The sequence below is a fragment of the Chelatococcus sp. KU-N122 genome, from assembly GCF_055391085.1.
Genome location: NZ_AP043981.1, coordinates 7802349 through 7823953 on the forward strand (window position 1 = coordinate 7802349; position 21605 = coordinate 7823953).

Annotated in this window: 20 protein-coding genes and 1 pseudogene; 15 read left to right on the forward strand and 6 right to left on the reverse strand. The window is 68.6% G+C overall.

Annotated elements, in window-relative coordinates; genetic code table 11:
- The first annotated feature begins 3 nt into the window (after positions 1-3).
- The 6 genes from pdxH (at position 4) to ACZ5PO_RS35230 (ending at position 3820) form a co-directional block, all read left to right on the forward strand.
- Positions 4-627, forward strand: coding sequence for a pyridoxamine 5'-phosphate oxidase (gene pdxH / locus ACZ5PO_RS35205; RefSeq protein ID WP_464197160.1), 624 nt, complete (start codon positions 4-6; stop codon positions 625-627).
- Positions 628-896: 269 nt separating this feature from the next.
- Positions 897-1649: an SDR family NAD(P)-dependent oxidoreductase gene (locus ACZ5PO_RS35210; RefSeq protein WP_464187376.1), complete on the forward strand. Its 753-nt coding sequence runs from the start codon at positions 897-899 to the stop codon at positions 1647-1649.
- Positions 1649-2131 (forward strand): NUDIX hydrolase, encoded by a 483-nt coding sequence (locus ACZ5PO_RS35215; protein ID WP_464187377.1) that lies wholly within the window; start codon positions 1649-1651, stop codon positions 2129-2131. The genes ACZ5PO_RS35210 and ACZ5PO_RS35215 overlap by 1 nt, the downstream gene beginning before the upstream one ends.
- On the forward strand, positions 2128-2643 hold the full coding sequence (locus tag ACZ5PO_RS35220) for a TIGR02301 family protein (RefSeq protein WP_464187378.1): 516 nt from the start codon (positions 2128-2130) through the stop codon (positions 2641-2643). Before ACZ5PO_RS35215 ends, ACZ5PO_RS35220 begins: the two co-directional genes overlap by 4 nt.
- A 173-nt stretch (positions 2644-2816) precedes the next feature.
- Positions 2817-3071 (forward strand): hypothetical protein, encoded by a 255-nt coding sequence (locus tag ACZ5PO_RS35225; RefSeq protein WP_464187380.1) that lies wholly within the window; start codon positions 2817-2819, stop codon positions 3069-3071.
- 335 nt (positions 3072-3406) lie between these two features.
- Positions 3407-3820, forward strand: coding sequence for a hypothetical protein (locus ACZ5PO_RS35230; protein WP_464187381.1), 414 nt, complete (start codon positions 3407-3409; stop codon positions 3818-3820).
- A gap of 18 nt (positions 3821-3838) precedes the next feature.
- Here the strand turns inward: ACZ5PO_RS35230 and ACZ5PO_RS35235 are convergent, their stop codons facing one another.
- From ACZ5PO_RS35235 to ACZ5PO_RS35250, 4 genes and pseudogenes are all read right to left on the reverse strand, one after another.
- Complete coding sequence (locus ACZ5PO_RS35235; RefSeq protein ID WP_464187382.1) at positions 3839-4072, reverse strand: hypothetical protein; 234 nt, start codon at positions 4070-4072, stop codon at positions 3839-3841.
- A gap of 413 nt (positions 4073-4485) precedes the next feature.
- Positions 4486-4820, reverse strand: a pseudogene (locus ACZ5PO_RS35240) (type II toxin-antitoxin system RelE/ParE family toxin).
- Positions 4817-5056 carry a ribbon-helix-helix domain-containing protein gene (locus ACZ5PO_RS35245; RefSeq protein ID WP_464187383.1) on the reverse strand — a complete coding sequence of 80 codons (240 nt, stop codon included), beginning with the start codon at positions 5054-5056 and terminating at the stop codon, positions 4817-4819. Before ACZ5PO_RS35245 ends, ACZ5PO_RS35240 begins: the two are co-directional and overlap by 4 nt.
- A gap of 162 nt (positions 5057-5218) precedes the next feature.
- Positions 5219-7147: a potassium transporter Kup gene (locus tag ACZ5PO_RS35250; protein ID WP_464187384.1), complete on the reverse strand. Its 1929-nt coding sequence runs from the start codon at positions 7145-7147 to the stop codon at positions 5219-5221.
- 190 nt (positions 7148-7337) lie between these two features.
- Here ACZ5PO_RS35250 and fabI point away from each other — a divergent pair, with 190 nt between their 5' ends.
- From fabI to ACZ5PO_RS35270, 4 genes are all read left to right on the forward strand, one after another.
- Positions 7338-8168, forward strand: coding sequence for an enoyl-ACP reductase FabI (gene fabI / locus ACZ5PO_RS35255; protein WP_464187385.1), 831 nt, complete (start codon positions 7338-7340; stop codon positions 8166-8168).
- Positions 8165-8785 carry a histidine phosphatase family protein gene (locus ACZ5PO_RS35260; RefSeq protein ID WP_464187386.1) on the forward strand — a complete coding sequence of 207 codons (621 nt, stop codon included), beginning with the start codon at positions 8165-8167 and terminating at the stop codon, positions 8783-8785. Before fabI ends, ACZ5PO_RS35260 begins: the two co-directional genes overlap by 4 nt.
- Positions 8786-9361: 576 nt before the next feature.
- Positions 9362-13444 carry a Pls/PosA family non-ribosomal peptide synthetase gene (locus ACZ5PO_RS35265; RefSeq protein WP_464187387.1) on the forward strand — a complete coding sequence of 1361 codons (4083 nt, stop codon included), beginning with the start codon at positions 9362-9364 and terminating at the stop codon, positions 13442-13444.
- A gap of 185 nt (positions 13445-13629) precedes the next feature.
- Positions 13630-13908, forward strand: coding sequence for a hypothetical protein (locus ACZ5PO_RS35270; protein WP_464187388.1), 279 nt, complete (start codon positions 13630-13632; stop codon positions 13906-13908).
- Between the two features lie 230 nt (positions 13909-14138).
- On the opposite strand, the gene ACZ5PO_RS35275 is transcribed toward ACZ5PO_RS35270, so the two are convergent.
- Positions 14139-15350 carry an ABC transporter substrate-binding protein gene (locus ACZ5PO_RS35275; protein ID WP_464187390.1) on the reverse strand — a complete coding sequence of 404 codons (1212 nt, stop codon included), beginning with the start codon at positions 15348-15350 and terminating at the stop codon, positions 14139-14141.
- 128 nt (positions 15351-15478) lie between these two features.
- Between ACZ5PO_RS35275 and ACZ5PO_RS35280 the strand changes: the two genes are divergently transcribed.
- The 5 genes from ACZ5PO_RS35280 (at position 15479) to tcuA (ending at position 20873) form a co-directional block, all read left to right on the forward strand.
- Positions 15479-16414, forward strand: a complete 936-nt coding sequence (locus ACZ5PO_RS35280; RefSeq protein WP_464187391.1) for a LysR family transcriptional regulator — start codon at positions 15479-15481, stop codon at positions 16412-16414.
- Positions 16415-16457: 43 nt separating this feature from the next.
- The gene (gene aroC, locus ACZ5PO_RS35285) at positions 16458-17564 is read left to right on the forward strand and encodes a chorismate synthase (protein ID WP_464187392.1); all 1107 of its coding nucleotides are present in this window, start codon (positions 16458-16460) and stop codon (positions 17562-17564) included.
- Positions 17565-17678: 114 nt separating this feature from the next.
- Complete coding sequence (gene ribB / locus ACZ5PO_RS35290; RefSeq protein WP_464187393.1) at positions 17679-18755, forward strand: 3,4-dihydroxy-2-butanone-4-phosphate synthase; 1077 nt, start codon at positions 17679-17681, stop codon at positions 18753-18755.
- Positions 18756-18816: 61 nt separating this feature from the next.
- The gene (locus tag ACZ5PO_RS35295) at positions 18817-19299 is read left to right on the forward strand and encodes a DUF417 family protein (protein ID WP_464187394.1); all 483 of its coding nucleotides are present in this window, start codon (positions 18817-18819) and stop codon (positions 19297-19299) included.
- A 170-nt stretch (positions 19300-19469) separates the two neighbouring features.
- Entirely contained in the window at positions 19470-20873 is a 1404-nt protein-coding gene (tcuA, locus tag ACZ5PO_RS35300) for an FAD-dependent tricarballylate dehydrogenase TcuA (protein WP_464187395.1), read from the forward strand.
- A gap of 19 nt (positions 20874-20892) precedes the next feature.
- On the opposite strand, the gene ACZ5PO_RS35305 is transcribed toward tcuA, so the two are convergent.
- Positions 20893-21597 carry a GntR family transcriptional regulator gene (locus ACZ5PO_RS35305; protein WP_464187396.1) on the reverse strand — a complete coding sequence of 235 codons (705 nt, stop codon included), beginning with the start codon at positions 21595-21597 and terminating at the stop codon, positions 20893-20895.
- Positions 21598-21605: the final 8 nt, after the last annotated feature.

Genomic DNA, 21605 nt, shown 5'->3' on the forward strand with positions numbered 1-21605 from the left:
GACATTGCTGTGGACCGGTTAACGTCAGGTGACTTCACACTTGCCGAGGACCCGCTGGCGCTGTTCGCCGCCTGGTTCGCGGAAGCTGCTGCGAGCGAGATCAACGATGCCAACGCCATGGCGTTGGCCACGGTCGATGCCGATGGCCTGCCCAACGTGCGCATCGTGCTGCTGAAGGCGGTCGACGCGCGCGGCTTCTCGTTCTTCACCAATACGCTGAGCGTCAAGGGCCGCGAGCTCGACGGCGGCGGCAAGGCGGCCCTTGCCTTCCACTGGAAGTCGCTCCGACGCCAGGTGCGGGTGCGCGGCCCCGTCGAGCGTGTCAGCGACGCGGAAGCCGACGCTTATTACGCCACGCGGCCGTGGGGCAGCCGCATCGCCGCGTGGGCGAGCGACCAGTCGCAGCCGCTCGATTCCCGCGAAACGCTGGTCCGGCGCGTCGCGGAGATGGAGCGCCGCTTCCCCGAGGGCGGCGACGTGCCGCGCCCGCCGCACTGGAGCGGCTACCGGTTGCTGCCCGCGAGCATCGAGTTCTGGCACGACCGACCGTTCCGCTTGCACGACCGTGTCGCCTTCTCGCGCGCCGCGCCGGATGCGCCGTGGGCGCGTCAACGGCTGTTTCCCTGACGGATCGCAGGCCCGCTGATCCGACAACCACCTGCGGTGCCGTGCGCATGGACGCTGCGGCGCTCGTGGCGTAGGGTCCCCGGCGTGGTGGATTTGAAGCTCCTGCTCCCACGTCGCCTCCGCGTTCGGGAGCTTCAAGTCCGTTAAACCACGCTGGAATCATCGAATTGCCGGCGTGGCTGAGGAATTCGGGGATCGCCCCCAGCGCCGCCCCCGAGGTGATGCGAATTTCGGCTTCGCCACCCTAGCCGTCCGAGGATTTTCGATCCGTGTCGACCTCATCCAATTCCACCCGCCGCGTGCTGCTGCTGACCGGGGCCAGCCGCGGCATCGGCCATGCGACGGTGAAGCGGTTCTCGGCAGCAGGCTTTCGCGTCATCACCTGCTCGCGCCATGCCTTCCCGGAGGAATGTCCGTGGGACATGGGGCCGGAGGACCACATCCAGGTGGACCTCAGCGATCCGGCGAGCACCACCACCGCCATAGCCGAGATCAAGCAGCGCCTGGCCACGGAAGGCGGTCTCAACGCGCTGGTCAACAACGCCGGCATTTCGCCCAAGGGAGCGGGCGGGGCGCGGCTCAACACCATCGACACCCCGCTCGCCGATTGGCAGCACGTGTTCCAGGTGAACTTTTTCGCGCCGATCATGCTGGCGCGCGGCCTCGTCGACGAACTGGTCCGCGTCAAGGGCTCCGTCGTCAACGTCAGCTCGATCGCCGGCTCGCGCGTGCACCCTTTTGCCGGCGCCGCCTATGCCACCTCCAAGGCGGCTCTGGCCTCGCTCACCCGCGAGATGGCGGCGGACTTCGGCCCGCTCGGGGTGCGTGTCAACGCCATCTCGCCCGGCGAGATCGATACCTCGATCCTGTCGCCCGGCACCGAGAAGATGATCGGCCAGATCCCGCTGCGCCGGCTGGGCCAGCCCGACGAGGTGGCAAAGGCGATCTATTTCCTCTGCACCGAGGCGAGCTCGTACGTGAACGGCGCCGAGATCCACATCAACGGCGGCCAGCACGTGTGATGCCGGCGGCGCCGCAGCCTGCCGCGCCAGCCGCGGCCGCCGACGACCGGCTCTACCCGGCACGGCCTATCCTGGCGGCAAGCTGCGCCGTGGTCCGCCACGGCCGCGTGCTCATCGCCCGGCGCGCCCGTCCGCCCATGGCCCAGGTGTGGAGCCTGCCCGGCGGCCTGGTCGAGGTGGGCGAGCACCTGGCCGACGCGGCCCTGCGCGAGCTCATGGAGGAGGTCGGCATCGGTGCCGAGATCGGCGGTGTCGCCGGCCATGTCGAGCACATCGAATGGGATGCGGCCGGCCCGGGCGGCAGCCGGGTGCGGCGGCACTTCGTCATCGTCGCCTTCGCCGCCCGCTGGCGGGACGGCGAGCCCGTCACCAGCGCGGAGGCCGCCGAGGTCGCCTGGGCGACACCGGCTGAGATTGCCGCGCTCCCCACCACCGACCGGCTGGCCGAGATCGCCGCCCGCGCCGTGGAGCTGGTGGCGTGATCAAGGTGCTTCTGGCAGCCGCGCTCATGCTGGCCGTGCCGCCCGTCGCCCTGGCGCAGCAGCGGTCCGGGAGCGGCCAGTCGAGCCCGCGGACCACCCGGACCGACCCGAAGGCGACCGCCGCCAAGCCCACGGAGGCCAAGCCCGCCGACACCAAGCCCACGGAGAGCAAGCCGGGCGACGTCAAGCCACAGGAGACGAAGGAACCGCAGGTTCCCTACGATCGCGATCTGACGCGACTCGCCGAGGTGATGGGGTCATTGGCCTTCCTGCGCGCCCTGTGCAAGGCGCCGGATGCGGCCGAGTGGCGCACCCGCATGAAAAATCTGGTCGACGTCGAGGCTCAGACCCAGGAGCGCCGGGACCGGCTCGCCGGCGCCTTCAACAAGGGCTTTCAAGGTTTCGCCCTCACCTATCGCCAGTGTACGCCTTCGGCCGGCAAGGCTATCGAACGTTATCTGACGGAAGGACAGACGCTGCAGCGCTCCATCGCCTCGCGCTACGGCGGCTGAAACGGCAGGCTCGGTCGACACCGCCCGGCGCCAGCCCCGCGGCCGGCAGCCGCCGGCCGCGTTTGCCAAGCCTTTGCGCCTGGATTAACTCTTCGGCAAGAACCGCATAGCGCCCCTCGGGCTAGGCGCTATTCTAAGCGGGCGACCCAGTTTCGTCGGGCCAGGCGCGGACCATGAACGACAATCAGCTTTCTTATGATCTGATGGAATCGACCGACGAGAAGCGGGCGGCGCTGACGTATCTGTCCGAGGCCTTCGCCGAGGCACAGCTCGATGGGCTGGATGGCGATTGTGTGGCGCATGCGGCGTTGTTCACGGCGTTTCGCGAGCTCGTCTACGCCTACGGCGAAGAGGCGGTCGCCCGCTTTGCCGAGACGCTGCCCGAGCGCCTGCGCGGGGGCGGCTTCTCCACCGGGCCGCGGCACTGACGCGGGGGCTCGAGCGCTCGCTTAGGGCGGTGCCGGCCCTTGGCCCGCAGCGGCCATCATTCCTTGATCATCTGCCGGGGCGGCGCAGCGGAAGCCGGGCGTCCGCCCGATCTGCCATCCTGCTGGCCACCCTCCTGGCGTTCGCCGGATCTGCGCCGGCGTCGGCCCAAAGCGCTCCGGCCCAAGCCGCTTCGGGCGAGACGGCCTCATCGTCCAAGGCCGCCCCATCCGCCGCCAAGCCGGCGCGCGCCGTCGACGCGCCCGCCAAAGCGACCGGGCAGCCGCTGCCCGAGGTCCAATCCGATGCGTCCAAGCTACCTCCGCTGGTCGCCCGCATGCGCGAGGCGATCATCGAGGCGGCCAAGAGCGGGGATGCCGAGAAGCTTCGGCTGGCGCTGGAGCGCAACGAGATGCCGCCGCTGCTCAGCAAGGGCCAGACCGGCGACCCGATCGCCGGGCTCAAGACGCGCTCCGGCGACGGCGATGGCCGTGAGACCATGGGAATTCTGCTCGATGTGATCGAGGCGCCCTATGTCCACCTGAAGCCGGGCACGGCCGAGGAGATGTACGTCTGGCCCTGGTTTGCGGCCTACCCGCTCGACAAGCTCGACGCCGAGCAGCGCGTCGAGGTGTACCGCATCCTGCGCGCCGCCGAATTCAAGGCATCTCTCGCCACGGGCCGCTACAGCTCATGGCGCCTCGGCATCGGTCCGGACGGCACCTGGCACTACTTCCTCACCGGCGATTGAAGCCGCCGCGCGCGCCGATCAGTCGTGCGCGCCCCGGCCGGCCACCCGGTCTTCGTCCGCCTGCTCATCGTGAGGATGGCCGACATCGCTTGGCGCCATCGGCCGCGCGCCCGCGCTCTTGGCGGACGCCGTCAGGGCACCGGCCACGGCGGGAATGCCGATGGCGCGGAAGGTCAGGCCGGAGCGGTCGCGTCGACGGGGACCGGCGTTGGGCGCAGTCTCCGTCAACCAAGTCGTCTTGGGGGTCGTCATGGCGAATACAATCCTTCCTCTGTCGCCTCGCGCACCGGCGCGTCTGCCCGGAGCGGCCTTATAACGTGGCGTTGAATCCGGCCGTTCAAAAGGCCTGATTGAGTAAATTTCGAGGCGAGCTGGCCATAGCTGCCGCATGTCGCCCGCGTTGGATAACAAATGATTAACGGATGTTTCAGAGAACCTCCGACGCGGTCGACAAATACTGCAGCGCAACATCGGAGCCTTGGCGAAGTCATCGCGTCCGGCGCCCGAGACCGAACGTTCCCGTTGCCGCCACACGGTCAAGTGGGCGACGGGCGCCGATCACCCACGCACCGTGGCGCAAGCGGGAAAGCAGCGGCGTGCGCTGCGGCACATGCGGGACTTGCCGGCTTTCGATCGCCTGCGTGCGCCGCTGGCGCCCTCGCAGGTCAGGCGCCTATGGGCTCCGGGTCCTGAAGTGACGCCGGAACATCCCGACGGGCGTGGAGCACCCGCCATACATCGATGTGATCGTCGCGCTCGACATAAAAGACGAGGGAAGGAAACCGCTTCAGCGATCGGCTGCGGAGGCCCTCCAGGTTCAGCTCACGGGCGAACCTCGGCGAGCCTGCGGCCGGATTGCCGGCGATAGCGAGAAAGGCCTGTTCGACCATGTCGACGAAATCCAAGGCGGTGCGCGGCCGGCATCCTGTGCGTAGGAATCGAGCGCAGCTTCGACGTCGTGGCGGGCCTGCTCGCGTGGGATGAGCGGCTTTGATCTCATTCCGAGTTGCGGCTGCGCACACGGTCGCGCAAGCCGTCGAAATAGGCCGCATCGGCTGGGGGCGTCGGCAACGACGACGCGCCGTCGAGGAGCAGCTTGCGCAGATCCTGACGCTCCTGATCTCTGCGGATCAGTTCGCGCACATACTCGCTGCTGGTGCTGTAGCCGCGGCTGGCGGCCTGCTCATCCACAAACGATTTGAGCGCGTCCGGCAGCGAGATGTTCATCGTGCTCATGCCACACCATCTAGAGCATCGGACCCAAAAGTGGACGCCGGTTTTGGGATAATTCCGATGCTGAAACAAAGAGCTAGAGTGGCAGTTCCGCTTCCATCGGAGCTGCCACTCTAGGTGCTTTGGCAAATTTTTGGCAATCCGACGCCGTTCGGACGGCAGCGCTCAGATCGTGACCTGTGTCCCCACCTCGACCACGCGGCCGGTGGGAATCTGGAAGAAGTCGGTGGCATCGCTCGCGTTGCGGGCGAGCAGCAGGAAGATCCGCGTCTGCCACAGGGGCATCTTCGTGGTCGGCCCCGCCTTGAGCGAGCGGCGCGAGACGAAGAACGACGTCGCCATGATATCGTAGCGCCATCCGAGGCTGCGGGCGATGGCGAGCCCCCGCGGCACGTTGGGCGTTTCCGCATAGCCAAAGGCCATGCGCACGCGGCTGAAGCCATCCCTGATCGGCTCGATGGAGACGCGCTCCGCGTCGGGCACGCGCGGGCGGTCGTCCGTGGTCACCGTCAGGATGACGTTCTTCTCGTGCATCACCTTGTTGTGCTTGAGATTGTGCAGGAGCGCCGTCGGCGCGAAGGCCGGGTCGCTGGTGAGGAAGACCGCCGTGCCGCGCACGCGGTGCGGGTTGCTCTTGGCCAGCACGTCGAGCAGCTCGGCGATCGGCATTTCCGTGCGGCGGGTCTTCTGCAGCACCATGCGCGTGCCGCGCCGCCAGCTGATCATCAGCAGCATGATCGCGCCGCCCAGCATGATCGGGAACAGGCCGCCCTCGAACACCTTGAGCAGATTGGCGAACAGGAACGTGGTGTCGATGACGAGGAACGGCGCCACGACGAGCGCCGCGGCCCACATCGGCCAGCGCCAGATCTTCCAGATGACGACGAAGGCCATGAGCGCCGTCACCACCATGGTGCCGGTCACGGCGATGCCGTAGGCGGAGGCCAGCGCGCTTGACGAGCGGAACATGACGACCGCGAGCAGAACGCCGACGAGCAGCAGGAAGTTGATGCGCGGCAGGTAGATCTGCCCGGCGTGCGCCTCCGACGTGTAGCGGATCTCGAGCCGCGGCAGCAGGCCGAGCTGGATGGCCTGGCGGCTGAGCGAGAAGGCGCCGGTGATCACCGCCTGGCTGGCGATGACGGTCGCCACCGTCGCCAGCACCACGACGGGCACCAGCGCCCAGGCCGGATAGAGAAAGAAGAACGGATTCTCCAGCCGGTCCGGGTGGGCCAGGATGAGCGCGCCCTGGCCGAGGTAGTTGAGCGCCAGCGACGGCAGCGCCACCACGAGCCAGGTGAATTGGATCGGGCCGCGGCCGAAATGGCCGAGGTCGGCATAGAGCGCTTCCGCGCCGGTCACGGCCAGGAAGACGGCGCCGAGCGTGAGCAGGCCGATGTGCCCGTTGGCGAGGAGGAACGACACCGCGTGGCGCGGGTCGAAGGCGGCGAAGACGCCCGGCTCATCCGCGATGTGGATCAGCCCGCCGAAGGCGAGCACGGCGAACCACAGCAGCATGACCGGGCCGAAGAACGCGGCGACCAGCGCCGTGCCGCGGCTCTGCACCAGGAACAGCGCGCACAGGATGGCGATGGTGATCTGCAGCACGTAGGGGTCGAGCACCGGCGTCACCAGCTTGACCCCCTCGACCGCCGACAGCACCGAGATCGCCGGGGTGATGATGGCATCGCCGTAGAACAATGCCGCGCCGAGCATGCCGAGCGCCGCCACCACGTGCCCGCGCGTCGCGCCCAGCGCCCGCTGGGCCAGGGCCATCAGCGAGAGCGTGCCGCCCTCGCCGTTGTTGTCGGCCCGCAGCAGGATGATGACGTATTTGACCGTGACGATGAGGATGAGCGCCCACAGAATCAGCGACAGCACGCCGAGCACCGCCTCCGACACGGGCGCCGTCCCGCCACGCGCCGCCGTCACCGCCTCACGGAAGGCGTAGAGCGGGCTCGTTCCGATGTCGCCGTAGACGACGCCGGCGCTGCCGACGACGAGGGTCCAAAACCCCGGCTTGGCGACCGGGGCGGAGTGATCGCCATCCCCCGCCGACTGTGGGTCCGCCGGTTGGGCGGTGGCCGCTGGCATGCTGTTCTTCTCGCACGAGGCTGAAGGCCCCGGGGGTATATAAGGGGTGGCGTGAGCGCAAGCGCGAACACGGTTGGCCAGCTCGGGCAGCGCCGATGCGGGCTTCCGTCCCCCCATCGCCTCAGCTAATGATGCCCGCATCCTCCGCGTCGGCTGTACGTTCCGACGATCACAAGGCCCCGGTCGCATCATGGCAGAGAGCGTCGCGCACAAATCCTCCCTCATGGCCGGTAAGCGCGGCCTCATCATGGGGGTGGCGAACAATCGTTCGATCGCCTGGGGCATAGCCAAGGCGGTGCGCCAGCATGGGGCGGAGATCGCGCTGACCTACCAGGGCGATGCGCTGAAGAAGCGGGTGGAGCCCCTGGCGGCGGAGCTGGGCGCCAGCGTCGCCGGCCATTGCGACGTTACCGACGGGCCGACCATCGACGCGGTCTTCGCCGAGGTCGAAAAGCTGTGGGGTGGGCTCGACTTCCTGGTGCACGCCATCGCCTTCTCGGACAAGGACCAGCTCACCGGGCGCTACCTGGAGACGACAGAGCAGAACTTCTCCCGCACGATGCTGATCTCCTGCTACTCGCTGACGGCGGTGGCGCAGCGGGCGGAGCGGCTGATGCGCGGCGGCGGCTCGATCCTGACGCTGACCTACTACGGCGCCGAGAAGTGGATGCCCCACTACAACGTCATGGGCGTCGCCAAGGCCGCGCTCGAGGCGAGCGTGCGCTACCTCGCGGCCGACCTCGGGCCGCAGAGCATTCGCGTCAACGCCATCTCGGCCGGCCCGGTGAAGACGCTGGCCGCCTCCGGCATCGGCGACTTCCGCTACATCCTCAAGTGGAACGAGTACAACTCGCCGCTGCGGCGCTCGGTGACCGCCGACGAGGTGGGCGAAGCCGCAGCCTACCTGCTCTCCGACATGTCGCGCGGCGTCACCGGTGAGGTGCACCATGTGGATGCGGGCTATCACGTCGTGGGCATGAAGAACCCCGACGCGCCCGACATCGTGCTCAGCAAGGAGTGAGCGGGCCCGAGGCCGGCGCCGGGGCGGCTGGGCCGACCCTCTATTTCGTGCGCCACGGCGAGACCGATTGGAACGCCGAGGGCCGGCTGCAAGGCCAGCGCGACACCGAGCTCAATGCCAAGGGCCGGCGCCAGGCGGAGGCCAGCGGACGGGTGCTGCAGGCGCTCGCCGCCGAGCCCGCAGGGCTCGCCTATGTGTCGAGCCCGCTGCGCCGGACCCGCGCGACCATGGAAGGGTTGCGCGACACGATCGGGCTCGATCCCCGGGCCTACGCCGTCGACGACCGGCTGATGGAGCTCTCCTTCGGCGCCTGGGAGGGGCTGACCTGGCGTGAGGTCCGCGCCAGGGAGCCACGTCTGCACGGCGAGCGGCAAGCGCGCATCTGGGAGTTCGCACCACCCGGAGGCGAAAGCTACGCCGGTCTCGCCGCGCGGGTGAGCCTCTTCGTGCAGCAATTGACCCGCGACACCGTCATCGTCTCCCACGGCGGCGTCGCCCGCGCCCTCGCCGCCGTGCTCGGCGGCGTGCCCACGGCGACGGCGGCCAAGCTCGACATCTGGCAGGGCCGGATCCTCGTCTTCGCCGGGGGCCGGCTGCGCTGGAGCGAGGCCCCGTAGCGCATGTCTTGGGAGTGCCTCCCCAAATTGGAGCATCGGCATTTTTGATGGATGGCGCGAGCGTGCGCTTCGGGCGGGCGACCTACTCCGGAAGGACGGCTCGACAGGCGCGCCGGCCGCGCTAGGTGCGCGCACACGCCGCGCACACGCGCCGTCCATCGTGTCGCACCGCCCATCGATTCTGCGATGCAATATAAGAGCTTAGTGCCGCCTCCGGCGACTTGCTGACGGCTTTGTTCATCAACGGTTCAGTGATCCGGGCGCATTTGAAGCGCGACGGGAGCCCATGATCCCGGCGCAGCGGCCGTGCCGTCTGCAGCCTCGATCCATGGCGTTGCCGCAAGAATTCCGGTGACGTCGCGTCCGCAAAGGCGAGCGGCATCGGACGGGGGCGAACGGAGCAATCCACGATGCTGCCGTTGCGACGACTTCTCCGGCCCCGGGGAAGCGCCTGCGGCCGTCGTTGCTCCAGAGTGGCCGAGGCACAGTGCTCCCGACCACTCACGTATCCGAGCTGCCTCGGCGCGGCCGCGTTGCGGAGCGCCATGCCGAGCAAGCTCGAGTGAGGCGTACACCATGAAGCAAGCGACCGACTCGGCGCTCACCGCCGCCTATGCGCCCTCTATCGTCCTTCCCCGCGCCGCCCGACCCGTACCGACCGGGCCCGTGCTGCATGGTCCGGTTCGCCCGGATCTGAGCCGTGACGAAGTGCTGGGTGAGATCTTCCAGTCGACCGTGCAGGGCCGCGGCTACCGCATCGCCTATGTCAGCGGCGACAAGGTGTGGACCTACGCCCAGGTGCAGGCGGAGACCGATGCCATCGCGCGCGGGCTCGTCGCCAAGGGCGTCGGCCCCGGCCACATCGTCGGGCTGTGGATGGCGCGTGGCGTCGAGCTGCTGATGGCGCAGATCGCCATCACCAAATCCGGCGCGGCCTGGCTGCCGTTCGACGCGGATGCGCCCGTCGAGCGCATCGCCGTCTGCCTCGCCGATGCGGAGGCCAAGGGCATCCTCACCAGCGCGGCCTTGGCCGATCGCGCCAAGGACACCGGCGTTGCCGTGTGGACCAGCGCGACGCTGGCAGCGGACGCGCCGGCAGGCGCGCTGCCCAATCCCCGTGCGCGCGGCCTGACCGCCGACAGCCCGGCCTATCTGATCTACACCTCCGGCTCGACGGGCACGCCCAAGGGCATCGTCATCAGCCACCGCAACATCTGCCACTTCCTGCGGTCGGCCAACGACGTCTACGGCTTCGCCTCCGACGACGTGGTGTTCCAGGGCGCCTCGGTCGCCTTCGACCTGTCGATGGAAGAGATCTGGGTGCCGTATCTGGTCGGCGCGACGCTTTTCGTCGCTACGCCGGAGATGATCGGCGACGTGGAGCGCCTGCCGGACCTGATGGCCGAGGCCGGCGTCACCGTGCTCGACACGGTGCCGACCCTGCTCGCCATGCTGCCGCGCGACATCCCCTCGCTGCGCATCATCCTGCTCGGCGGCGAAGCCTTGCCGGCGCCCCTGGTGGGGCGCTGGTCCAAGCCCGGCCGCCGCATCTTCAACACCTACGGGCCCACCGAGGCGACGGTCGTCGCCACCGTGGCCGAGGTCGTCCCCGGCGAGCCGGTGACGATCGGCCGCCCGATCCCCAACTACACCTGCTACATCGCCGACGAGGATCTCCACCTGGTGGCCGCCGGCCAGCAGGGCGAGTTGCTCATCGGCGGCCCGGGCGTCGCCGCCGGCTATCTCGGCCGGCCGGAGCTCACCGCGCAGAAATTCGTCGCCAACCCCTTCCCGGACCAGACCGGGATCGACCCGGTGCTGTACCGCTCCGGCGACGCCGTCAGCCTGGACGAGGTCGGCAACATCATCTTCCACGGCCGCATCGACGACCAGGTCAAGATCCGCGGTTTCCGCGTCGAGCTCGGCGAAATCGAAGCCAAGCTCGCGGCGTTCCCGCACGTCGCCCACGTCGCCGTGGTGCTGCGCCAGGACGACGGCCTCGACCGGCTGGTGGCCTTCCTCGTGCCCGAGCCCGGCGAGACCATCGACCGGCTGGCGCTCCGCCTGGGGCTGCGCGACCGGCTGCCGTCGTACATGGTGCCGGCGCATTTCGAGGTGGTGGACACGCTGCCGCGGCTGACCTCGGGCAAGATCGACCGCAAGGTGCTCAAGGCCGCGTCGCTGACCGCGGCCGAGGCGGTGGCCGAGGAAGAGCCGCGCACGCCGGCGGAAGCGGCCCTGCTCGCCGCCGCCAAGAGCGTCTTCCCCGGCCAGGCCATCCCCTTCGATGCCGATTTCTTCCTGGACCTCGGCGGCCACTCGCTGCTCGCCGCCCGGTTCGTCTCGGCCGTGCGCGAAAACCACGCCTACGCCGGCATCACCCTGCAGGACGTCTACGGCGCTCGCACCCTGCGTGCCATGGCAGCCAAGCTGGAGGCGACCGGATCCGGCCACGGCCCGCGCGACCTCTCCTTCACGCCGCCGCCGCTGCTGCGCCGGGTCTTGTGCGGCCTGGCCCAGGCGGCGGCGCTGCCGTTCATCATCGGGTTGATGACGGCGCAATGGCTCGGCGTCTTCATCGGCTACATGCTGCTGTCCGGCGGTGAGTCCGGCATCGGTGCCGAGATCGTGGCGCTGCTCGGCCTCTACCTCATCATCAACATCGTCACCGTGGCGATCTCCATCGCCGCCAAATGGCTGATCATCGGCCGCACCAAACCGGGCCGCTACCCGCTCTGGGGCACCTACTACTTCCGCTGGTGGCTGACGTCGCGGCTGGTGGCGCTGGCGCACATCAAATGGATGCAGAACTCGCCGCTGATCGTCTGGTACCTCAGGGCCCTGGGCGCGCGCATCGGCAAGGACACCATCCTGGCCGAGATCGAGTGCGGCGCCTTCGACCTGCTCACCATCGGCGACGGCGTCTGCGTCGGCGGCAAGGCCAAGTTCGCCACCGCCGAGGTGGTCGGCAACGAGCTGGTCATCGGCGAGATCAGCCTCGGCAAGGATGCCTACGTCGGCACCTCCTGCGTGCTCGACCGCGGCGTCAGCCTGGGCGAAGGCGCCGAGCTCGCCGACCTGACGGCGGTCCCCGTGGGCACCGCGATCGGCGCGTTCGAGAAGTGGGACGGCTCGCCCGCCCGCCATGTCGGCGCGGTCGCCGACGACGACCTGCCGCCGCGGCCGACCGCCGGCCCGGTCCGGCGCGTGCTGCAGAACTGCGCCTACGTCGCCGGCGGCCTGCTGATCCCGCCGCTCGGTCTGCTGCCGATCTTTCCCGCCTTTTTCCTGTTCGACCGGCTGGACGACGTCCTGAGCGGCGCCTTCGGCATCAACTACCTCTACTACCTGCCGGTGCTCGCCTGGCCGACCGCCTTCGGCCTGGTGCTCGCCACCATCGCCTTCATCGCCGCCGTCCGCTGGGTCGTGCTGCCGCGCGTCTCGGAGGGCATCTACTCGGTGCACAGCTGGTTCTACGTGCGCAAGTGGATCGTCTCGCTGGCCACCGAGGTGACGCTGGAGACCCTGTCGACGCTCTACGCCACCGTCTACATGCGCGGCTGGTACCGGCTGATGGGCGCCAAGATCGGCAAGGACGCGGAGATCTCGACCAACCTGTCGGGCCGCTACGACCTGGTCGAGATCGGCGAGAAGAACTTCATCGCCGACGAGGTGGTGCTCGGCGACGAGGACATCCGCCAGGGCTGGATGATCCTGAAGAAGGTCAAGACGGAAGCCCGGGTGTTCGTCGGCAACGACGCCGTGGTGCCGCCCGGCACCCACATCCCGGCCGACGCGCTGATCGGCATCAAGTCCAAGCCGCCGGCCAACGATGCGATGTCGTCCGGCGATACCTGGTTCGGCTCGCCGCCGATCAAGCTGCCGGTACGCCAGAAGTTCGGCGACGTCGCCGCCAACTGGACCTACGAGCCGTCACAGCTGCGCCGCTTCGGCCGCGCGGTGTTCGAGGCCTTCAACCTGTCGCTGCCGACAATGCTGTTCATCAGCTTCGGCACCATCGCGGTCGAGCTGCTGGCGCCGGCGATCCTGGCCGGCGACATCGCCGTCCTGGCGCCGCAGTTCATCGGCCTCAGCGTCGCCATCTCGATGGCCATGACGCTGGTGGTCATCGGCCTCAAATGGCTGATGATGGGCGCCTACAAGCCCACCATGAAGCCGATGTGGTCGTTCTGGTCCCTGCGCACCGAGGCGACCGCCGTGCTCTACTGGGGCCTGACCGGCAAGGTGCTGCTCGACCAGTTGCGCGGCACGCCGTTCCTGCCGTGGACGCTCAGGCTGTTCGGCGCCAAGTTCGGCAAGGGCGTCTACATGGACACCACCGACATCACCGAGTTCGACTGCGTCGAGGTGGGTGACTTCGTCGCCATCAACAGCCTCGCCGCCTTGCAGACGCACCTCTACGAGGATCGGCTGATGAAGGTCGGCCGGGTCACGATCGGCAACGGCGTCACCATCGGTGCTGGCTCGACTGTGCTCTACGATACCAAGGTCGGCGATTTCGCCCGCATCGGACCGCTCACCATCGTCATGAAGGGCGAATCGATCCCGGGCCACAGCGAGTGGGCCGGCGCTCCGGCCGAGCCCGTCGCCCATGCGCCGATGGAGGCACTTCCGCCGCCGCTCAAATCGGCAGCCTGAGCATCCGACGGAGCCGGGCGCGAGCTCGGCCACCGGCGGCGGTCACCCGATACGAGCATCATGGCCGGGCTTGAGCCCGGCCATTTTTATTCAATTACAGATTGAAAAATCAGCGGCACCAATCTCTGATTGAGCGAAATCAGCGACCCGGCTAACCCTACCCTGGGCCGAGAGGAGGATCCGCGATGCGGCCTGCCTGCGTATCTATCGTCCTGCTGGTGATGGCCTCCGCCGCCCAGGCCGGTGACTCGCCCAGCCTCTACAGCAGGGAAGGCAAGTTCCTCGGGCACCTGAATAAGAACCGGTACGATCCGTACTCCGTCGCCAATCCCAATGGGCGCTACGGCAGCCCCCATTCGCCCGACAGCATCAACAATCCCTACGGCCGCTATGGCAGCCCCTACTCGCGCGACAGCGCCAACAACCCGTACGCGACCGGGGGCATCGAGATCCGTGGGCGCTGACCGCGCGCAACCAAGAGTTCGTCTGCGGCGAAGACGTCGTCCCTCCACGATGGTCGCCGGCTCGTCGGGGCCGCCAGCCGCAGCACAACTGCCCGGCGACGCCCGAACCGCCGGGGGGCATGAAGAGCGGCTTGCCGCCCGGCGAATGTCATCGCTCCGTGCGCGCCGGGCAATCCCGACGCGATCTGGGCTGCTCTCCTCGCAATGCCCTTCCCCAGAACGCCCCTGCCCTACAACCCGGCATCGATGGCCTTGCCGAAGACGACGAAGCGCTCACCGTCGAACTTGCCCAGGCGAAGCGTCTGGATCGGATGGAAGTTGGTCGGGCTGGTCTTGATGCGCACGCCGTCAAGCAGCATGGGCAGGGTGAGGTCCAGGTTGGCAGCCTGGCGCATGACGTTCTCCCGCGTCAGCTCGTCGCCGCACTGCTTCAGGAGCTGCACGAAGGTCTGCGCCATCATGTAGGCGAAGACGTTGATCGTCTCCAGCTTGTTGCCCGACGGATAATACTTGTCCATGAAGGCGAAGTACTCTTTGGCGCCCGGCGATTCAGCATTGTGCGGGTCGGCCGGGTCGGCAAAGAACTGGGTGGTGATGACGCCGACCGCGTTGTCCGCGCCCGCTGGCCGGATCACGGTCGGGATCGAGGCCGAGACGTAGCTGACGACCTGCAGCGGCTTCCAGCCGATGCTGCCCGCCTTGCGGATGGCCTGGGCGGCGAACTTGGGGGTCGCGGCGTTGACGAAGGTGTCGGCACCGGCGGCGTTGAGGTTGACGATCTGGGAATCGACCGTCGGATCGGAGACGGCATAGGGCTCCTCGCGCACCACCATGGTCCCGTATCTGTCGCCGAGCGCCAGCTTGAGCCCGGCGAGATAGGCCTTGCCGAAATCGTCGTTCTGATAGAGCACGCCGATGCGGGCATCGGGGGCGTTGTCGAGAATGTATTTGCCGAAGATCTTGCCCTCCGCCTCGTAGGTCGGCTGCCAGCCGATGGTCCACGGATACGCCTTGGGATCGCCGAAGGTGCCGAGGCCGCTGTTGACGAACACCTGCGGCACCTTCTGCGCGTTGAGATATTTGCGGATCGCCATGTTCGAGGCGGTGCCGAGCGGGCTGAACAGCACGAACGCCTGGTCGCTCTCCACCAGGCGGCGCACCTGTTCCATCGTCTTGGGCGGGCTGTAGGCGTCGTCGAGCGAAATCAGGCGGATTTTGCGCCCGTTGACGCCGCCCTGCTCGTTGATCATGTCGAAGTAGGCGGCCTGGGTCTTGCCCTCGGTGCCGTAGGCCGACGCGGGGCCGCTGTAGGGCATGGTCTGGCCGACGACGATCTCGCCTGCGGAGACGCCCGGCTCGGCCGCCTGCGACGCGCCGGACGGGGTCGAGGCGAGGCCGCCGAGGAGCGCGACGGCGAACAGCCGCCGACGGTCGAGGGACATGTTTTCCTCCATGATATACTTCGATCTTCCGCCGGTTTACGCTCGAATTGGCCGGATCTACTATCGTTCTTGCTGGACGCTAGCGGCGTGATTATAACGGCGCAAATGCTTTGTCCGCATCGAAGGTCATGCATCCTGTGCATCTGTCGCGCGTCGATCTCAACCTGTTCGTCATCTTCGATGCGATCTTCACCGAAGGCGGGGTGACGCCTGCCAGCCGGCGGCTCAACCTGTCGCAGCCGGCGATCAGCCACGCGCTGACACGGCTGCGGGAGATGTTCGACGACCCGCTGTTTGTGCGCCGGGGCCAGGCCATGGTGCCGACCCAGCGCGCCCGGCAGATGATCGATTCGGTGCGCGCGGCGCTGGAACGACTGGAGACGACCTTTGCCTCCAGCACCGCTTTCGATCCGTCGACGGTGGCGACCACGTTCGTCCTGGGCCTGCCCGAGCCGTTCGAGGCGACGGCCATGCCGATCTTCCTGGCGCAGCTCGCGCAACTGGCGCCGGCGGTCGACATCGCCATGGTCAAGGTCGATCGCGCCCAGATGAAGTCCGAGCTGGCGACCGGCTCGGTCGATGCGGTGGTCGACATCTGGCGCCCGGTCTCGGGCGACTTGCGCAGCGCGGCACTCACCGTGCGCCGCTTCGCCGTCGTTGCCCGGCGCGGCCATCCCGCGGTGGGGCCCGACCTCGACCTCGAGGCCTATCTGGCCCAGGGCCACATCCTGGTGAGCGCCCGGCGCAAGGGGCTGGGGCTGGAAGACTACGCGCTGCACGGCGCGGGCCGCGAACGACGGATCAAGGTGCGGACCCGCAACTTCTTCGCCGCCTGCCGCATGGTGGCCGCCACCGACTACCTGCTCACGCTGACGGAGCAGTATGCCACCGTTCTGAACGCCGGGACCGACAACCAGATCCTGCCCTTCCCGCTCGATACCGCGAGCTCGGGCATGCATCTCTACTGGCACGCGAGGACGGACGACGATCCGGCCAACGTCTGGCTGCGCAGCCAGCTGCTCGCCGCCGTCGAGACCTTCGAGCGCATGGCCCGGCCGGTTTGACCCGGGCGGCGGCAGTGCGTAATGCACCGGCTAAAGGCTCGTCATGTCGCACAATACGTTCGGTCACCTCTTCCGCGTCACCACCTTCGGCGAAAGCCACGGGCCGGCCATCGGCTGCGTCGTCGACGGCTGCCCGCCGCTGATTCCGCTCGAAGCGGCGGAGATCCAGCGCGACCTCGATCGCCGCAAGCCCGGCCAGTCGCGCTTCACCACCCAGCGGCGCGAGGCGGACGAGGTGAGGATCCTCTCCGGCGTCTTCGTCGACGAGGCGAGCGGCCAGCAGGTGACCACCGGCACGCCGATCGGGCTCCTCATCGAGAACACCGACCAGCGCTCCAAGGACTACGGCGATATCAAGGACAAGTACCGGCCGGGCCACGCCGACTTCACCTACGACCTGAAGTACGGAGTGCGCGACTACCGCGGCGGCGGTCGCGCCTCGGCGCGCGAGACGGCGATGCGGGTGGCGGCCGGCGCCATTGCCCGCAAGGTGGTGCCGGGCCTGACCGTGCGCGGCGCCGTGGTGCAGATCGGGCCGCATACGGTCGACCGCGACCGGTGGGACTGGGACGAGGTGGGCCGCAATCCCCTGTTCTGCCCGGACGCGGCCATGGTGCCGATGCTCGAGGACTATCTCGACGGCATCCGCAAGGCCGGCTCGTCCATCGGCGCCGTGGTCGAGGTGGTCGCCGAGGGCACGCCCCCGGGCCTCGGCGCGCCGATCTACGGCAAGCTCGACGCCGACATCGCCGCCGCGCTGATGAGCATCAACGCCGTCAAGGGGGTCGAGATCGGCGACGGTTTCGCCTCTGCTGCCCTGCGCGGCGAGGAGAACGCCGACGAGCTCCGCCGCGGCAACGACGGCCAGGCGCTGTTCCTCTCCAACCACGCCGGCGGCATCCTGGGCGGCCTCTCCACCGGCCAGGCCATCGTCGCCCGCTTTGCCGTGAAGCCGACGTCGTCGATCCTGACGCCGCGACTCACGGTCGACCGCCAGGGCCACGAGACCGACATCCTGACCAAGGGCCGCCATGATCCCTGCGTGGGGCTGCGCGCCGTCCCGGTCGGCGAAGCTATGGTTGCCTGCGTCCTCGCCGATCATTATCTCCGCCATAGGGGCCAAACTGGCGCTATTCGAACCTGGCCATGACGTTCCAGAACGCCGATGCCATGAATTGAAACAGGCAAGAACTGAAACAGGCAAAAGCTGAACAGGAACATCATGTCGAGCACACGCGCGCTGTCCATCGGGATTGGATCTCATATGTCCCACACGGTGACCGAAGCCATCGAAGCCATCGGCCGCGGCGAGATCGTCATCGTCACCGATGACGACGATCGCGAGAACGAGGGCGATCTCGTCTGCGCCGCCTCCCTGTGCACCCAGGAGAAGATGGCCTTCATCATCCGCAACACCTGCGGCATCGTCTGCGCGCCGCTGAGCCTGGAAGAAGCGCGCCGGCTCCGGCTCGATCCGATGGTGGCGGCCAACGACGCCCCGCTCGGCACCGCCTTCACCATCACCGTCGACGTCAAGCACGGGCTCACCACGGGCATCTCCGCCGAGCAGCGCGCCTCCACGGTGCGGGCGCTCGCCAACAACAACATGGGGCCGGCCGACTTCGTCCGCCCCGGCCACGTCTTCCCGCTGATTGCCCGCGACGGCGGCGTGCTGATGCGCTCCGGCCACACCGAGGCGGCGGTCGACCTGTGCAAGCTCGCCAACCTGCCCCCGGTCGGCGTCATCTGCGAATTGGCCAATGACGACGGCACCGTCATGAAGGGCCCGCAGATCGAAGCCTTTGCCGAGAAGCACCAGCTGAAGCGCATATCGGTCGCCGACCTCATCGCCTACCGCCAGGCGCGCGAGAAGCTGGTGGAGCGCGTCAACACCTTCCATGTCGACACCGAGTGGGGCCCGATGGTCGGCCACGCTTACATGACCTCGTTCGACCCGGTGCAGCACTTCGCGTTCGTCATGGGCAACATCGGCGACGGCACGGAAGTGCCGGCGCGCCTGCACCGCGCCCACGTGGTCACCGATGTCCTCGGCCCATCCGTCGTGCACCGCGCCTTGAAGCGCTTCTCCCGCGAGGGCCGTGGCGTGCTGGTCTATCTGCGCGACGGCACGGCCGGCGTTCCGATCGCCGTGCCGAGCGAAGGCGGCTCGAACTCGGAAGCGGTGCGCTCCCAGCTGTGGCGCGAGGTCGGCCTCGGCGCCCAGATCCTCAGGGACCTCGGCGTTTCCTCGATCGTCCATCTGTCGTCGACGCCACGCGCCTTCGTCGGCCTCGCCGGCTTCGGCATCGAGATCGTGCGCACCGAGCATCTGGAATCGTAAAGGCCCAGGCGCCCCTCCGGACGCCGGGCGCCATGGGCCGGGCAGACATGGGGGGTGACGCATGGCAGCCGATGCCGCGATCGCGACCCTGGGGCGCCTGGCCCGCCGCGTCGGCCGCGGCATAGCGCTCGCCGGCGTCTGCCTGCCCCTCTTCCTCATCGGCATCTCGAAGTTTACGCAGAGCGAGATCGACGGCGTCGAGCCGCTGCTGAGCGGCACGCCGTGGCTCGCGTGGCTGCCGGCGCTCCTTGGCGCGGCTGGCGCGTCGTATCTCCTCGGCGTGGTCGAGGTCGCGACGGCGGCGCTGTTCGTCGCTTCGCTGCGCTGGCCGCTCGCCGGCATCGCGGCGGGCGCGCTCGGCGCCGGCACGTTCGCCGTGACGCTGTCCATCCTTCTGGCGTTGCCGATCTGGGACGCCGAATCAGGCGGCTTCCCGTGGCTCAACGCCTTGGGACAGTTCATCATCAAGGACGTCGCCCTGCTCGGCATCTCCCTCGTCGTGCTCGGCGAGGCGCTGCAGCGCCAGACCGCCGGCCGCACCTGACCTCTCCCGCGGGATGGCGGACCGTACTGCTAGCCGACGGGCATCGCGGCGAGCCTCGGTCCAGCCTCCCGTGCGCAGCGGGCCGACCCTGCCGGCGAAATGGCCTGGTGACTTCGGCGCTGTCTCTGTATACAACTGCATGCGTTCGCATGTGATGCAGAGGGTGAACGATGACGAAGGCCGAGCGCCACTGGGATGTCCTGGTCGTCGGCGGCGGCAACGCGGCCCTGTGCGCGGCGATCAGTGCGCGCCGCGCCGGCGCCTCGGTCCTCGTGCTGGAGGCTGCGCCGCGCTTCTACCGCGGCGGCAATACCCGCCACACGCGCAACATGCGCTGCGCCCACGACAGCGCCACCGCCCATCTCACCGGCCCCTACACGGAAGACGAGTTCTGGGACGACCTGCAGCGGGTCACCCAGGGTCAGACCGACGAGGAACTGGCGCGCTTCATGATCGCGCGGTCCAAGGACATGCTGAGCTGGATCACCGAGCAGGGCGTGCGCTTCCAGCCGTCGCTCGGCGGCACGCTCAGCCTCGGGCGGACGAACTCGTTCTTCCTCGGCGGCGGCCGCTCGATGCTCAACGCCCTCTACCTGACGGCAGAGAATCTCGGGGTGGAGGTGGCCTACGACGCCGAGGTGATCGATCTCCAGATCGAGGACGGCATGTTCCTGGCCGCGCAGGTGAAGAAGGCCGACGGCAGCGCTCGCGAGGTTCGCGCCAAGGCTCTGGTCGCGGCGGCGGGCGGCTTCGAGGCCAACATCGCGTGGCTCAAGCAATACTGGGGTGAAGTCGCCGAGAACTTCCTGATCCGCGGCACGCCCTACAACCGCGGTACGATGCTGCGCCTGCTGCTCGGGCGCGGCGTGCAGGAGGTGGGCGACCCGACCCAGTGCCATGCGGTGGCGATCGATGCGCGCGCCCCCAAGTACGACGGCGGCATCATCACCCGCCTCGACTGCGTCGTGTTCGGCATCGTCGTCAACGGCAATGCCGAGCGCTTCTACGACGAGGGCGAGGACTTCTGGCCCAAGCGCTACGCCATCTGGGGGCGTCTCGTCGCCGCCCAGCCCGACCAGATCGCCTACATCGTCTTCGACGCCAAATCGCTGACCTCGTTCATGCCGTCGCTCTACCCGCCGATCGCCGCCGACAGCGTCGGCGAGCTAGCGGCAAAGCTGGGGCTCGATCCGGCGAAGCTCACCGAAACGGTGCAGAGCTTCAACGGCGCCATCGTGCCCGGCGGCAGCTTCGACCACACGGTGCTGGACGATTGCCGCACCGCCGGACTGACGCCGCCGAAGACCCATTGGGCGCGGGCCATCGACACGGCCCCCTTCTACGCCTATCCGGTGCGGCCCGGGATCACCTTCACCTACCTCGGGGTGCGCGTGAACCGCGACGCCCGCATGATCATGACCGACGGCCGGCCGGCGGCCAACATGTTCGCCGCCGGCGAGATCATGGCCGGCAACGTGCTCGGGCGCGGCTATGCGGCCGGCATCGGCATGACCATCGGCAGCGTGTTCGGCAAGACCGCCGGCGAAGGCGCTGCAGCCTCCATGCGCAACTGAGATGGCATGGCGGAGCGCCTCAGCCGAAGCGTTGCATCAGCTCCAGGCGCGCCTGCTGGGCGCGGCGGATGTGGGTGCGCGCCGCCTGCTCGGCCGCATCCGGGTCCCGGCTCTCGATCGCCGCGATGATGCCCTGGTGCTCGGTGATGGCCGCGGCGACGCGCTCGGGCAGCTGGAACGTCGTGCCTGGCAGCAAGGCCAGCGAATCGTTCAGCTCCTCGAGGGTGCGCACCAGGTAGCGGTTGTGGGCGGCGTCCTGTACGGCGCCATGGAACTGCCGGTTGACCGCCGCAAGGCGGCCGGGATCGCCCACGGCGCCGGCGAACGTGGCGCCCAGCTGCCTGAGGCTGGCGATCTCGCTCGGCGACGCGTGCTGCGCGGCAAAGCGCGCCGCCGACCCCTCCAGGATCTCGCGCATGGCGTAGAGCTCGAGCGTCTGCGGCCGGCTGATGGTCGCCACGACGAGGCCGGCGGCCGTCACCTCGAGCAGGCCGCTTGCCTGCAGCCGCAACAACGCCTCGCGCACCGGCGTCCGGCTGACGCCGAGCGCCTTGGCCACCGTCTCCTCCCGCAGCCGCTCGCCGCGGCGCCAATGGCCGAGCCGGATACCCTCGCGCAGGGATCGATACGCCCACTCGGCGCGCGAGAGCGCGTCGTCGGGCGCCGATGGCCACGCCGCCTCGCCGCCGCTGGCGGGCATGTCGACCGGCCTGTCCTGAACCACCTCACCCT

What these genes read in the sequence shown, in the direction of transcription:
- ACZ5PO_RS35215 (WP_464187377.1), top strand. Translation starts at nt 1,649, where the DNA reads ATGCCGGCGGCGCCGCAGCCTGCCGCGCCAGCCGCGGCCGCCGACGAC.
- ACZ5PO_RS35225 (WP_464187380.1), top strand. Translation starts at nt 2,817, where the DNA reads ATGAACGACAATCAGCTTTCTTATGATCTGATGGAATCGACCGACGAG.
- ACZ5PO_RS35230 (WP_464187381.1), top strand. Translation starts at nt 3,407, where the DNA reads ATGCGCGAGGCGATCATCGAGGCGGCCAAGAGCGGGGATGCCGAGAAG.
- ACZ5PO_RS35235 (WP_464187382.1), bottom strand. Translation starts at nt 4,072, where the DNA reads ATGACGACCCCCAAGACGACTTGGTTGACGGAGACTGCGCCCAACGCC.
- ACZ5PO_RS35245 (WP_464187383.1), bottom strand. Translation starts at nt 5,056, where the DNA reads ATGAGCACGATGAACATCTCGCTGCCGGACGCGCTCAAATCGTTTGTG.
- ACZ5PO_RS35250 (WP_464187384.1), bottom strand. Translation starts at nt 7,147, where the DNA reads ATGCCAGCGGCCACCGCCCAACCGGCGGACCCACAGTCGGCGGGGGAT.
- fabI (WP_464187385.1), top strand. Translation starts at nt 7,338, where the DNA reads ATGGCAGAGAGCGTCGCGCACAAATCCTCCCTCATGGCCGGTAAGCGC.
- ACZ5PO_RS35265 (WP_464187387.1), top strand. Translation starts at nt 9,362, where the DNA reads ATGAAGCAAGCGACCGACTCGGCGCTCACCGCCGCCTATGCGCCCTCT.
- ACZ5PO_RS35270 (WP_464187388.1), top strand. Translation starts at nt 13,630, where the DNA reads ATGCGGCCTGCCTGCGTATCTATCGTCCTGCTGGTGATGGCCTCCGCC.
- ACZ5PO_RS35275 (WP_464187390.1), bottom strand. Translation starts at nt 15,350, where the DNA reads ATGTCCCTCGACCGTCGGCGGCTGTTCGCCGTCGCGCTCCTCGGCGGC.
- ACZ5PO_RS35280 (WP_464187391.1), top strand. Translation starts at nt 15,479, where the DNA reads ATGCATCCTGTGCATCTGTCGCGCGTCGATCTCAACCTGTTCGTCATC.
- aroC (WP_464187392.1), top strand. Translation starts at nt 16,458, where the DNA reads ATGTCGCACAATACGTTCGGTCACCTCTTCCGCGTCACCACCTTCGGC.
- ribB (WP_464187393.1), top strand. Translation starts at nt 17,679, where the DNA reads ATGTCCCACACGGTGACCGAAGCCATCGAAGCCATCGGCCGCGGCGAG.
- ACZ5PO_RS35295 (WP_464187394.1), top strand. Translation starts at nt 18,817, where the DNA reads ATGGCAGCCGATGCCGCGATCGCGACCCTGGGGCGCCTGGCCCGCCGC.
- tcuA (WP_464187395.1), top strand. Translation starts at nt 19,470, where the DNA reads ATGACGAAGGCCGAGCGCCACTGGGATGTCCTGGTCGTCGGCGGCGGC.